We start from the raw sequence: 12,910 nt of genomic DNA, 5'->3' as shown, positions 1-12,910 counted from the left end.
CTACAAAACCGGTGGATTCGACAATACTCGATAAAATTCCTCCAGTTATAGGGTACGCGGGGACGAACACGCAGTCGAGCGAACTGGACGGCGAGATATCACGCAGACGCGCAGTGCGAACCCACCCGGACTACCGACCGGCCCGGCCGGCCGCCCTCGCGTCACGTCAATCTGGATACTGCACATGGATATCGATAGAACACGCACCCACCGGAGGCTCGCGCCGCTTTCCCACCGGGGCGCCATCCTTCTCGGCTGCACCGCACTGGCCGCCCTGTCGCCGACCATCGCATCTGCCCAGGACGCGGCGAGCGGCGCGACGGCGCTCGAAACCATTGTCGTCCAGGGCGGGTCGAGCGGAACGGTGCTCAACACGGACAATGATTCGCAATCCATCGTCGCCACGGAAACGACCGCCACCGGCAAGCTGCCGACGGACATCCTGAAGGCGCCGGCCTCCGTCTCCGTCATCACCTCGAAGGAGATCGAGCAGCGCGGCGCGGATACCGTCGAGCAGGTGGTCCAGTATACCGCCGGTGTCATCACCGACTTCTACGGCTCGGACGACCGATACGACTATTTCGACATTCGCGGCTTCACGCCCTACACCTACCGTGATGGCCTTGCGATCGGCCGGACCTTTGCCGGCACGCGGGAAGAGCCTTACGCCTATGAGCGGATCGAGGTGCTGAAGGGGGCAAGCTCCTCCGGCTTCGGCGCGGCCGAGCCGGGCGGCTCGGTCAACTACGTCACCAAGACACCAAAGCGGGAGCGTTTCGGCGAGGTCTACGGCACCGGCGGCTCGTTCGCGCACAAGGAACTCGGCTTCGACTTCGGCGACAACCTCACCGGCGACGACACGCTGTCCTACCGCCTCACGGGCAAGTTCCAGCGCGCCGATGCCGAATACGACTATTCGCAGGACGACGAGAACTTCATCATGGGCGGCCTGACCTGGCGCCCGGATGCGGCCACGAACCTGACCGTCGTCTTCGATCACCTCGACAAAGACGGCGTTCCCGGCAGCGGCGGACATCCGCTTGGCACGGATTTCGACCGGGACACCTTCTTCGGCGAGCCGGACTATTATTTCCGCGATACGAACCGCAACAGCTACAGCGTCATGTTCGACCACGACTTCGGCAACGGCCTGAGCTTTGGGTCCAACGCGCGCTACAGCAACCTCAACGACGGGTTCGGCAGCGCCTATATCGGGGGAACGCCAACCGATGGCTCGACCACCGCAAGCCGCTACTTCTTCGGCAGCAACAAGTCGTCCGAGCAGTTCATCATCGATGCGAACCTCGTCTACGAAACCCGCACCGACACTGTCGAGAGCCGGACGCTGTTCGGCACCGAGTACAACAGATTCGAGTCCGACACCGATAACTTCTACACATCGGCGCCATCGATCGACTGGGAAAACCCGATCTACTCCGGTGGGCCGGGCAGCCTGTCGCCCTATTCCAGCGTTGACAACGACCAGAAGACGGCCGCCGTCTACATGCAGCAGGACCTGACCTTCTTCGACAAGCTGACGGTCAGCGTCGGCCTGCGCAACGACTGGCTGGATCTCAGCGAAACCGATCTCCTCGCCGGCTCCACGTCGTCGGGCAATCACAGCGAATTCACCAAGCGCATCGGTGCGAGCTACAAGATCACCGAGGAACTGGCACCCTACATCAGCTATGCCGAATCCGCGGCACCGCCTGCCTCCGGCGCGGACCCGACGACCGGCAAGCAGTACGAACTCGGCATCAAGTACCGTCCGGAAGCCTTCCCCGCCCTCATCACCGCATCCGTCTACGACCTGACCAAGGGCAACATCACCGTCTACGATCAGGTAACCTACCTGCCGCAGACGGTGGAAAAGGTGCGGCATCGCGGCTTCGAACTGGAAGCCAAGGCGGAAGTCACGGACCAGATCGACATCATCGCGGCCTATAGCTACATCGATTCCAAGATCGAGGAGCCGGGCGGCGCCAATGACGGCAACCGGTTGATGCGCGTGCCTGAGCACCTCGCCTCGATCTGGGGTACATACACGCTGGCAGGACAGGGCGCGCGCGGCGACATGACCTTCGGCGTCGGTGCACGCTACCTCGACTCCTACTATACCGACATCGAGAATACGAAGACGTCGGAAAGCGCCGTCGTGTTCGACGTGGCCTACACCTACAGGGTTCAGGAGAACACGACGTTCCAGCTGAACGTCAACAACGTGTTCGACGAGAAGCACATCGCCAGCACAGATTCGGGTGCGGTCTACTACAATCCCGGCCGAAAGCTGATGGCGACGCTTCGCCAGACGTGGTGAACTGACGGCGCAGATGCCCGCCTGCGCATCACGCGCCGGGCGGGCGTCAGAGCGAGCGGATCTGTTGCAGACGCCGCCACGCCGCCGGCGTCTCGCCCTCTACCTGCCGAAACACCTTGGTCAGGTGCGCCTGATCGGAAAAGCCGAGTTGGGCTGCGATGCTGGCCACCGGCAGGTCACCCTTGCCGAGCATCTGCTTGGCCTGTTCGATCCGCTTGCAGAGCTGCCATTGCAGCGGCGTCTGGCCGGTCGTCTTCTTGAAGACGCTCGAGAACCAGCTTTCCGAGAGCCCGACGGTCGCCGCCATGTCGGCCACCGACATGCGATAGCCGCCGACCTTGTCCACATGCATCAGCAGCTTGTTCATCTGCGCCTGTGTCAGGCGGCCTCCGGCCCTTTGATCGGCTTCGGCTGGAATATCGAGCAGCCCCGCCACGATGCTGCCGACGAGGCTCTCGGCATAGACGGCATGTTTGGTCGGAGACCGGATCTCGGTTGCAAGCAGCCGCGCGAGCGCGTCGATACCGGCGATATCGTGAAGTTCGGCCGGACGGCGAAGCGCCGCCTGCGCGCAGGAACTGCCGACCGACGGGGAGAGGTAGCGAAGAATCCGATCCTTGTGCAGATGGAGATTGAGATGGCTGAAGCGGTGCGCGCTCCGGCTTGTGGTCCACATCGGCATGCCTGCGGGCACATAGACGGCTCGCGGCATGGCGCGCGCGTTGCGGGTGAAATCATCGCTGCAGTTTGAAATGCGCACGTTCGGCGAAACGTCGTTGAAGAAGAACATGATGCGGGGATCATCCGCCAGATAGTAGCCGCTGGCCCCGGCCTGGCTTTCCGCCTCCCAGAGCACCGTCACCATGCCATCCAGCTGCCGCCACTGCACCGGAGCCGACACGGTGATCCCGTCCGTCTTCCACGACATCGTATGCCAGAAGCTCATGATGAAATGCCCGCTTGCTTGAAACCCGTTCATCGGCCTGCAGATCGACAAACCCACGACGCCATCGAATGCCACGCTAAGCTGACGGTTTTTGTCAGATTTACGGGATCAGGACAAGGGCGTCGTCGTCGGACCTCGTCTCGAATATTGACGCGTGCCGATTGACAAAAAGATTACGGTCATAATATAAAGCTATCAATGATGACAATCATCATGTTTAAAGCATTGCAACCACCGGGGCTCCCCTCGCTGCTGGGCAACGGCCACCGATCAGGAATCGAGAAGACGCACATGACCGAAGCCCGCACGTCGCACATCAGCAAAATCTCGTGGAAGACGTGCCGACGAAAAGCGTCGATATCGCAGGCACCACCTTTGTCTACCGGCAGCTTGGCGGCGGAGCGGATGTTCCTCTGGTCATGTTCAATCACTGGGGCGCCACGTTAGACAATTTCGACCCGCGCATCGTCGATGGCCTCACCGCAACGCGCACCGTGATTGCCTATAACTACCGCGGCGTCGGGGCCTCCGGCGGCAAGGCGCCGCTGACGATCGGCGAGATGGCGGACGACGCCAGTGCCTTCATCCACGCGCTGGGTCTGGGCACCGTCGATATTCTCGGCTTTTCGCTCGGCGGGTTCGTCGCACAGGACGTCGCCCTGAAGGCGCCGCATCTCGTCCGCAAGCTCATCCTCACCGGCACCGGACCCGCAGGCGGAGACGGCATCAGCAAAGTGGGCGCCGTCTCGCGGATCCCGATCCTGAAGGGGATGCTGACCTTTCGCGATCCGAAATACTATCTCTTCTTCACTTCCACCGCGAACGGCCGCAGAGCGGCGAGTGCTTTTCTCGACCGGCTGAAAGAGCGCAAGGCGGATCGGGACAAACCGATTGCCCTGGTCGCGTTCCTTCGCCAGCTGAAGGCTATCAAGGCATGGGGTCTGCAGAGGCCGCAGGATCTCGCTGCAATCCGCCAGCCCGTGCTCATCGCCAATGGCGATCAGGACAAGATGGTGCCCACTGTCAACTCGAAAGATCTCGCCAGACGCATCCCAAACGCGGACCTCGTGATCTATGACGATGCCGGACATGGCGGCATCTTCCAGTATCATGAAGCCTTTGTCGCCCGGGCGCTGGCGTTCCTCGCAAAATAGGCAAGCAGCGACAGCGCCGCTCGATTGTCAGGCAGCGTGTTGGTGGAAACGCTGCCGTAGTCCGCTTCTTTCATGAAAAGCTTGGACAATTCTGCTTTCGCGGATAGGTTAGTGTAGCTAACCAAGGAGGCAAAATTGAACCGCAACACCATTATCGCAGCCGTCGTCGCCGTCATCGTCGTCATCGTTCTCTGGAGCGTCCTGCGCACGCCTGAGCCGGCTCCGGCTCCGCCCGTCACGCCGCCGGCAGCTTCGACACCTGCTCCCGCACCGACAACGACACCGCCGGCCACCACCACGCCGGCTCCGGCACCCGCAACACCGCCGGCAAACTAATCTATAAGGCGGCCGCTTCACCTGCAAGCGGCCGCCGAGAAACCTGCCACGCCGGTCGCGATCAAGGCATTAGAACCTTGCTGCGCCGGCGTTTGGCGATTTCGAGCCTGTCGGCTCGTGGCATCATCGTCATCCCATTCCGGCGCCAGACCGTCGACTGAAGTTCGACGTTGCCGTTTCCTTTCGCCGCGCGACGCCTACATCGATCAGCATGGACCAAAGGCACGGCCATGCACAGGCGCGGGATCAGAAGCTGAGATGACATCACCTATCAAAGACGATATCGAGAACCTGGTATCCTCCTCCATGCTGTATCAGGCGCGACAGTTTGCCGAAAATTACGGTGGACAGGGGCGTTTCTGGCAACGACCTTATGCTGAGCCGCGCCCGCGCTCGGCCTCTGCCTTTGCTTCGGTCTGGTTCACGGCTTACCCGCCTTCCGTCATCACGCGGGAAGGAGACTCGGTGCTGAAGACGCTGGGCGATCCCCAACTCTGGTCGGCCCTCTCTTCGATCGGCGTGCGCGGTATCCATGTCGGTCCCACGAAACGATCGGGTGGCCTGAAGGATGGCGCCTACACGCCGACCATCGACGGCAACTTCGACCGCATCGGCTTCGATATCGATCCGGCGTTCGGCACGACGGAAGAGTTCGTGGCCATCAGCCGCATGGCTGCCGCCTTCAACGCGATCGTCATCGACGACGTTATCCCCTCCCACACCGGCAAAGGCGCAGACTTCCGGCTCGCCGAGATGAAGTATGGTTCCTATCCCGGCCTCTACCACATGGTGGAGATCCCCGAGGAGGAATGGTCGCACCTGCCCGAGGTGCCAGAGGGGCGCGATGCGGTGAACCTGGGCACGGAAGCGGTCGATTACCTTAAGGAAAAGGGCTTCATCGTTGGCCAGCTCCAGCGCGTTATCTTCTTCGAGCCGGGCGTGAAGGAGACCGACTGGAGCGCGACGGCGCCGGTCGAGGGCGTGGATGGCAAGCTGCGCCGCTGGGTCTATCTCCACTATTTCAAGGAAGGGCAGCCGAGCCTCAACTGGCTGGATCCGACCTTCGCGGCCCAGCAGATGATCATCGGCGATGCCCTCCACTCCATCGACCAGCTCGGCGCCCGCGGTCTTCGCCTCGATGCCAACGGCTTCCTTGGCGTCGAGCGCCGGCTGGACGGCCCTGCGTGGTCCGAAAGCCATCCGCTGTCGCTGACGGGCAACGCTCTGCTTGCCGGGATGGTGCGCAAGGCGGGCGGCTTCTCGTTCCAGGAACTTAACCTGACGGTCGACGACATCGCTGCGATGTCGAAAGGCGGCGCCGATCTCTCCTATGATTTCATCACACGCCCCGCTTATCACCATGCGCTTCTGACCGGGAACACCGAATGGCTGCGCATGATGCTGCGCACGGTGCACGAGTTCGGCATCGATCCCGCATCCCTTATCCACGCGCTTCAGAACCATGACGAGCTGACCACGGAGCTTGTGCATTTCTGGACGCTGCATGCGGACGACATCTACAGTTTCAGCGGCCAAACCTGGCAGGGCCGGACGTTGCGCATGCACCTGCGTGACGTGATCCGCGAGCGGTTGTCCGGCGCGAATGCCCCCTACAACCTGCCCTTCGTCACGAACGGTATCGCCTGCACTACTGCCAGCGTCATCACGGCTGCCCTCAACATCGCCGATCTCGACACGATCGACGAGGACACGGTGAAGCTCATCCGCAAGATCCATCTGCTGCTCGTCATGTACAACGCGTTCCAGCCCGGCATCTTCGCTCTGTCCGGCTGGGATCTGGTCGGCGCCCTGCCGGTGAGCCCCGACGACGTGCAGCATCTGATGGGAGATGGCGATACCCGGTGGATCGAGCGCGGCGCGTATGACCTCACGGGTCAGTCGGATGCGGGACAATCGGCCGAGGGCGTTCCGCGCGCCCGCGCGCTCTACGGCCCGGTGACGGAGCAGCTGACGCAACCGGACTCCTTCGCCAGCCAGCTGAAGCGGCTCCTTGCCGTCCGGGAAGCCTATGGCTTTGCCGCCAGCCGGCAGATGATGATCCCCGACACGACGGCGCCAGGACTTCTCGTGATGGTGCACGAGCTGCCCGACGGGCGCGGCACGCAGGTGACCGCGCTGAACTTCGGCGATACGGCGCTGGAAGAGGTGATCGTGCTGCCAAACGTCACGCCCGGCCCGGTGGTCGACATGATTGGTGAAACGATCGAAGGCGACCTTCAGGAAAACGGAGCGCTGACAATCAACCTCGAACCCTATGAGGGCCTGGCGCTTCGCATCGTGGGAACACTGCCCGTTCTGGCTTGATCCCGGTCGTGATCGAGGTCACCGATCGATCGTGGCTGTCTAGGAGAGCGCCGCGTCAATCGTGATGCCCGGCACTCTCGTCGTGGATGGTCCGTAACGGGAAGGCTTGCCGGTCGAAGCCGACCCCATCTTTCCCCGAAGCTTTCACGCGGTACAGGAACGTATCCGCATGCGCGATCATGCCGTCGAGTTCACTGTTGACCACAGCCCATACACCGCCGATGCTTGCGCGCACGTCTACCAGGACATCCGCATCTGCGCCGGAGTCGCCGAGCGAGAACGGTGTGCGCATCGTACCGACCATGCGGTTGGCAACGGCGACGCCCGTTTCCCTATCGCCGGCGATGACAACGACGAACTCGTCCCCGCCCACCCGGCTTACGAGATCATCGCCGCGGACGCATGACATCAACCGGTTGGCAGCTTCTTGAAGGACGGTGTCGCCGGCCGCATGGCCGTAGCTGTCGTTCACCTGCTTGAAGCCATCGAGGTCGATGGCCAGAACGGCATAGCCGGATGAAGAGCTCATCTGCGGGAAGCGCGCCTCAAGGCCACGCCGGTTCAAAAGCCCGGTCAGGCTGTCCGTCTGCGAATTGCGCTTCAGGCGCTCGATCTGGTGATGTTCCTCGGTGAAATCAATCGCCATACCCACGATCTTCAGCGGCCGGCCATCCGCGTCCCGCAGCAGGCGACGGTCGCAGCGCATCCACCGCTCTCCGACAATGGTGTTCAACCGGTATTCGGCAACGTTCTGGTTGATCGAGCCCTCGATGAGGGGCGTGAGATCGGCAGCGGCCATGTCCAGCCGACTGATCTTGCCGAGATAGGCCTCGAGGTCGAGTCGCGCGGCCTCCGGGCCGTCGATATACTGCGCAAGACGATCGGATGTTTCGAAGGTCCGGGCGGGAATATCGAGCTGCCAGAACCCGCCTCTGACGGATTCCAGTGCCAGTTCCAGCTGTGCCGCACGTTCGGCAAGCTGACGCTCCGCATCCTTCGCCTGGGTGATGTCTTCCACCTGCGTGATAAACCGAACGACCTCTCCTTCGCCATCCCGCATGGCGGCGAAGTGGATCCGGACATCGAGCGGCGCCTTATCCGGGCGGATGTAACGCTTTTCTATGGTGTAACCGTCGCGCCGCCGGGCCAGGACCTCGTTGAAAAGGCGCACGTCGGCTTCAAGATCGTCGGGATGGGTGAAATCTGCGAACGCGACGCCGCTGAGATTCTCGGGCGAGATGCCGATCATCCGGGAGAACGCCTTGTTCCCCCGCACGATACGACCCTGCGTATCCACAAGGGCCATACCGATGGGTGCATGGCGAAAGGCGAAGTCGAACAAGGCAAGACGGGATTCCGCATTTTCCTCCAGCGCTCCCATCATGGCTTTTCGCTTCTCGGCTCGTGCGGAAAACCTTCGCAGAAACGATACCGGGCGCGGAACGGAGTGCTGATCATGATCCATCAATGTCGAAACGTTCGATGACAGCATCGAGTTGCACGGGAAGAGGCAATGGCGCATCAGCTCCGCCCACGACGGTTCCCAGCCGCTGCGCGCGCAGCCGCTCTGTCTTCTGTCGCCGCTCCTCATCCTGTCGGCGCTGCATTTCCATCACCGCTTGCTTCGTCGCTGTAAGATCACCCAAAGCACCAGCTCCGCGCGTGCGCCGCTTCTTCATTATATCATCCATATCGACCTCCGTCGTCATGAGAAGAAGGAGATTGGCCTCCGCCGCAGGAATTCAAGTTATAGGAAGTCTAGTCAGGGACATATTGCGCAGATTTGAAAATCAATATTCCACGAAGCGATATGTCATGAGCTCTTATATCTATTCGAAAATATTAATATTCATATATTCCAAATTTAATGAGCTTTAAAACCCAATTTCTAGGGGTGAATACTTTAAAGCGCTCTTCGCCTGTACAATCCAACGTAGCACCCGCGAGATGCGGTCGTCTGCTTCAAGACTCACAGGCCACACAGGCACACATTCAAAGTGTGATACGCCTGATGGGCGCAACGGCTCGGCGGATAAGATCAGACGCCAACCAAAGACGATCCCAAGACGGCAACAGGTCGGAAGCCCGGCTACTGTCCATTCGCACCACCTGACTGACCTTCAGCGTCCGTCGTCAATGGCACGTCCGGTTCACGTTTCGATATAAACCGTCACGTTAAATGACTTTCCATTGCGGCCAACTCGGTTCATGGGATCATCAACGACTGTTGCGAACTGCGCGCAACGACCCACGACCTGAAGACATGACCATGAAAAAGCCGATCGCACTGGAAAGCATCGCCGAAAACACGCTGTTTCGGAAGGGCGATATCTTCGTTCTCTTCGGGGAGCTGTTTGGGCGCGGCTACGCGACCGGGCTTCTCGATCAGGTGCGCAAAGCCGGCATGCAGATCGTGGGCATCACGGTCGGCCGGCGGGACGAGAACAACGCGCTGCGGCCTCTGACGCAGGAAGAGCTTGCGGCAGCGGAGGAACGTCTGGGCGGCAAGATCATCAATGTGCCGCTAATGGCGGGCTTCGATCTCGATGGCCCGGACGGCGGCCCGACGCCAACGGATCTTCTGGCCGAGATGACGCTCCAGACGTGGCAGGATGCCAAGATCGACTGGGACCACATCGAAACCTGCAAGACCATTGCGACGGACCGGTTCAAAGCGGCGCTGGCGCAGGTCATGGCAACGCTCGACGGCATGATCCCCGATGGTCGCAACGTGTTCTTCGCGCATACCATGGCCGGCGGGATTCCAAAGGCAAAGGTTCTGCTCGTCGTCGCCAACAGGATCTACAAGGGCACCGGCGCCCGTCACATGTCGTCGCAGACACTGCTTGACAGCGACATGGGCAAGCTGATTCTGCAGAATTTCGACGAAGTCTCGGCCAACACATTCCGCCATCTCATCGACGCCAGCACGGCCATCCGCGCGCGAATCGAGGCATCCGGCGGCGCCGTGCGCTACACGGCCTACGGCTATCACGGTACAGGAATTCTCATCGGCGACGAATACCGCTGGCAGACCTATACGAATTACACGCAGGGCTACGCCAAGATGCGCCTTGAGGCCATCGCGTCCGAAGCCTGGGACGCAGGTGTGAAGGCGACCGTTTATAACTGCCCGGAAATTCGCACGAATTCCTCCGATGTGTTCACCGGCATCGAGCTTCCCCTGATCCCTCTGCTGCTCGCTCTCAAGAAGGAGAACGGCGGGCGTTGGGCCGACGAACAGTGGAACGCGTGCGAGGCATTGCTTGCGGATGGTCGGACGGTCACGGATGTCCTGCGCCGGATCACCGAGCTTCAGGCAAGCGCCGTCATGGTGCCGTTCTACGACTTCAACGCCTGGCCGATGCCCAACAGCCAAGCTCAGGCAGATCTCACCATCGGCACATCCAACGACATCACAGCGATGCACCACGACGGTAAGGCTTTGATCAGTGATCTCCTGAGCACGCTCGTGGTTGAGGCGACCGGTCGGCTCATCTTCGCCGCGACATCGGCTCCGTCCGGTCCGGTGCGCTGGATCCATCACGATCTTGTCGCCCGCTGCCTGAATGCGGCGCATGGCGATACCGGGACCGTGCAGGAGACGGCGCAGAGCCAGCCGGAGACGGAAAAGCTAAACAAGGTTGCCTGATCGACCCGGCACTCCCACAGTGACGATGACGATCCGCCAATGCTAACGTCTATCGCTCAACCGAAGGCTGCGATGTTTCGCGTGCAGATCCGGCGATCATGGCCATTGTTCCGCTAAAAAGCGGCGCCAGATATTTCGCCCCTGTCAGAGAAAGATGATCGCCGTCGCGGTAGAGGATGCCGCCCTCGGCGATGGGATGGCATCGTGTCTTGTCGCAGAGCGACACGAACGGATCAACGGTCGAGGATCCCGTTTCCCGAGCAACCGCGGAAAGCATGTCGCGAGCGAGCTTCTGCCGCTGAAGCGTGTAGCTGAGCGGCAAGCTCGGATCCCCGTTTTCGCCCGTCATTTTTGCCCGCGCCAACGCCTCTGGTACCTTCACGCCCATTTCCGGAACGTCCTGCACGAGGATGACGCGCGTTCCCTGTTTCGTAAACGTCGCGATTGTCGCCTTGAGGCTGTCGCGGACTGGTGCCGACCAGTCAGGAAGAACGAGCGCTTCAGAGGCGTTGAAGAACACTCCCTCTTCCGGCAGTTCGGTGCGGTGGACATATTTTGGCCAGTAGCCGACCATGAACACGTAAGGAAACCGCTGTTTTTCGATCAGGCTCATGATTGCCGCATTGGTTTCCACACATCGCGCGACGATATGATCCGGCCCAAAGACAGCCCCCGGAATGGGGGGGCACGAGGCCCGCCCGACAAAGAGACCCGAGATATCAGCCTTTCGTGCGGCTTCATCGATGGCCGGCGCGATGGCTGCGGCATGCGAATCGCCCCAGACGAGAAACGTCGGCGGGCTGGCGAACGGCGAGCCGAGCGGGCAGAGGTCCCCATCCCGAATGGACTGCGGATGCAGGCCGTCCCCATTGCTGTTTGCGAAGCACTTCGGCGCGAAGAACGGGCTTTGGTCGTATGTTGCCGAATAAACCGCATAGACATCTGCGGGTAGGCGCTGAGGTAGCCCGTCATATCGGGTGACGACGAAACCGAACGCTGCCGCCGCAGCCATGCTGCCCCCCATCAAAGACAGGACCAACCCGCGCGACGTGAGAGCGGCGGCGTAGCGGGCGGGCTGCTCGACGAAGCGCCAGGATAGGATGGCGCAGACGAAGGACAGAGCGACGACGATGAGGGTATCGGTCAGCGTCAGACCATGCCCGGTCTCATACCGGTAGAAGACGATGACCGGCCAGTGCCAGAGATACAGCGAGTAGGAGATGCGGCCGATGAAGACGGAGACGCCATTGGTCAGAAGACGGGCGGGGAACCAGCTTTGCGATCCCGCATGGATGACGAGAGCCGCACCGAGGACAGGAATGGCCGCGGAGGGTCCGGGAAACGGCGTGGAGTCGGAATAGAGAAAGATCGCGGCCAGAATGGCGGCAAGTCCGGCCATGCCGAGCCCGGCCGCCACCCGCGCGCCGTAGTCCGGGCGGGGAGCAAAGGCGGCGAACGCGCCGATCAGCAGTTCCCAAACGCGGAAATGCAGGAGGAAGAAGGCTTTCTCTGGCGAATGGGTGGTCGCCCACAGGCAGGCGACGAACGAGACCAGGATGAAGCCACCCGTGATGTGCAGGATGAACTTGCGGGTGAAGGTGAAAGCGAGAAACAGCGAGATCGGGAACAGAATGTAGAACTGCTCCTCCATGGACAGAGACCATGTGTGCAGCAGCGGCTTCATCTCGGCGGAAATATCGAAATAGCCGCTTTCCTGCCGGAAGAGAATATTGGCCGTGAAGAGCGCGGCCGCGCGCACGCTGTCGCCGAAGTAGCGGAACTCCTCCGGCATCAGCCGGAACCAGGCAATGATAGCCATGACGGCCATCATTGTGAACAGGGCAGGAATGATCCGCCGGATCCGACGGATATAGAAGCCGGAGAAAGAGAATGTGCCCGCGACGAGATCGGACAGGATGATCCTTGCCATGAAGTAGCCGGAGAGGACGAAGAATACATCCACCCCGACGAAACCGCCGCGAAAGAGCGAAACATCGGCGTGGAAGAAAAGTACGGGCAGGATAGCGAGCGCCCGCAGCCCGTCGAGGTCGGGGCGATAGTCGAGATGCCTGCCACTCATTGCACGTTCCGATCCGACCGCCGTGGTCATGGTCTTATCATCCGTCCCGGCGCCCGCGCGCTTCCTGCACAGAGCGACGAAAACAAACCGGCTCTGAACG

9 protein-coding genes are annotated in these 12,910 nt (G+C 61.2%); 5 read left to right on the top strand and 4 right to left on the bottom strand.

Annotated elements, in window-relative coordinates; translation table 11 throughout:
* Nucleotides 1–184 precede the first annotated feature (184 nt).
* Nucleotides 185–2,317 carry a TonB-dependent siderophore receptor gene (locus GA0004734_RS17670; RefSeq protein ID WP_175386546.1) on the top strand — a complete coding sequence of 711 codons (2,133 nt, stop codon included), beginning with the start codon at nucleotides 185–187 and terminating at the stop codon, nucleotides 2,315–2,317.
* 46 nt (nucleotides 2,318–2,363) lie between these two features.
* Here GA0004734_RS17670 and GA0004734_RS17665 read toward each other — a convergent pair whose 3' ends face one another.
* Nucleotides 2,364–3,263: a helix-turn-helix domain-containing protein gene (locus GA0004734_RS17665; protein WP_092938120.1), complete on the bottom strand. Its 900-nt coding sequence runs from the start codon at nucleotides 3,261–3,263 to the stop codon at nucleotides 2,364–2,366.
* A 329-nt stretch (nucleotides 3,264–3,592) separates the two neighbouring features.
* On the opposite strand from GA0004734_RS17665, the gene GA0004734_RS17660 reads away from it, so the two are divergent.
* The 3 genes from GA0004734_RS17660 to treS all read left to right on the top strand — a co-directional run bounded on the left by GA0004734_RS17660 (nucleotide 3,593) and on the right by treS (nucleotide 7,078).
* A complete protein-coding gene (locus tag GA0004734_RS17660; RefSeq protein ID WP_245292536.1) occupies nucleotides 3,593–4,417 on the top strand; it encodes an alpha/beta fold hydrolase in 825 nt (274 codons plus the stop codon).
* 135 nt (nucleotides 4,418–4,552) lie between these two features.
* Complete coding sequence (locus GA0004734_RS17655; RefSeq protein WP_092936495.1) at nucleotides 4,553–4,753, top strand: hypothetical protein; 201 nt, start codon at nucleotides 4,553–4,555, stop codon at nucleotides 4,751–4,753.
* A 258-nt stretch (nucleotides 4,754–5,011) separates the two neighbouring features.
* Entirely contained in the window at nucleotides 5,012–7,078 is a 2,067-nt protein-coding gene (gene treS / locus GA0004734_RS17650; RefSeq protein ID WP_092936493.1) for a maltose alpha-D-glucosyltransferase, read from the top strand.
* Between the two features lie 55 nt (nucleotides 7,079–7,133).
* On the opposite strand, the gene GA0004734_RS17645 is transcribed toward treS, so the two are convergent.
* The gene (locus tag GA0004734_RS17645) at nucleotides 7,134–8,462 is read right to left on the bottom strand and encodes a sensor domain-containing diguanylate cyclase (protein ID WP_175386544.1); all 1,329 of its coding nucleotides are present in this window, start codon (nucleotides 8,460–8,462) and stop codon (nucleotides 7,134–7,136) included.
* A gap of 70 nt (nucleotides 8,463–8,532) precedes the next feature.
* Nucleotides 8,533–8,769: a hypothetical protein gene (locus GA0004734_RS26095; RefSeq protein WP_175386542.1), complete on the bottom strand. Its 237-nt coding sequence runs from the start codon at nucleotides 8,767–8,769 to the stop codon at nucleotides 8,533–8,535.
* 578 nt (nucleotides 8,770–9,347) lie between these two features.
* Here GA0004734_RS26095 and GA0004734_RS17640 point away from each other — a divergent pair.
* Nucleotides 9,348–10,730 carry an enoyl ACP reductase FabMG family protein gene (locus tag GA0004734_RS17640; RefSeq protein ID WP_245292535.1) on the top strand — a complete coding sequence of 461 codons (1,383 nt, stop codon included), beginning with the start codon at nucleotides 9,348–9,350 and terminating at the stop codon, nucleotides 10,728–10,730.
* A gap of 49 nt (nucleotides 10,731–10,779) precedes the next feature.
* Here the strand turns inward: GA0004734_RS17640 and GA0004734_RS17635 are convergent, their stop codons facing one another.
* Nucleotides 10,780–12,810, bottom strand: a complete 2,031-nt coding sequence (locus GA0004734_RS17635; protein WP_245292534.1) for an acyltransferase family protein — start codon at nucleotides 12,808–12,810, stop codon at nucleotides 10,780–10,782.
* Between the last annotated feature and the right edge of the window lie 100 nt (nucleotides 12,811–12,910).

Origin of the sequence: Rhizobium sp. 9140 (assembly GCF_900067135.1) — a bacterium.
In the GTDB taxonomy this organism is placed as follows: Bacteria; Pseudomonadota; Alphaproteobacteria; order Rhizobiales; family Rhizobiaceae; genus Ferranicluibacter.
The sequence above is the reverse complement of the archived record's forward strand: the minus strand, read 5'-3'. Positions and strand labels throughout refer to the sequence as shown.

Coding starts and splice junctions, on each gene's coding strand:
- GA0004734_RS17670 (WP_175386546.1), top strand. CDS start 185: ATGGATATCGATAGAACACGCACCCACCGGAGGCTCGCGCCGCTTTCC.
- GA0004734_RS17665 (WP_092938120.1), bottom strand. CDS start 3,263: ATGAGCTTCTGGCATACGATGTCGTGGAAGACGGACGGGATCACCGTG.
- treS (WP_092936493.1), top strand. CDS start 5,012: ATGACATCACCTATCAAAGACGATATCGAGAACCTGGTATCCTCCTCC.
- GA0004734_RS17645 (WP_175386544.1), bottom strand. CDS start 8,462: ATGATGGGAGCGCTGGAGGAAAATGCGGAATCCCGTCTTGCCTTGTTC.
- GA0004734_RS26095 (WP_175386542.1), bottom strand. CDS start 8,769: ATGGATGATATAATGAAGAAGCGGCGCACGCGCGGAGCTGGTGCTTTG.
- GA0004734_RS17640 (WP_245292535.1), top strand. CDS start 9,348: ATGAAAAAGCCGATCGCACTGGAAAGCATCGCCGAAAACACGCTGTTT.
- GA0004734_RS17635 (WP_245292534.1), bottom strand. CDS start 12,810: ATGAGTGGCAGGCATCTCGACTATCGCCCCGACCTCGACGGGCTGCGG.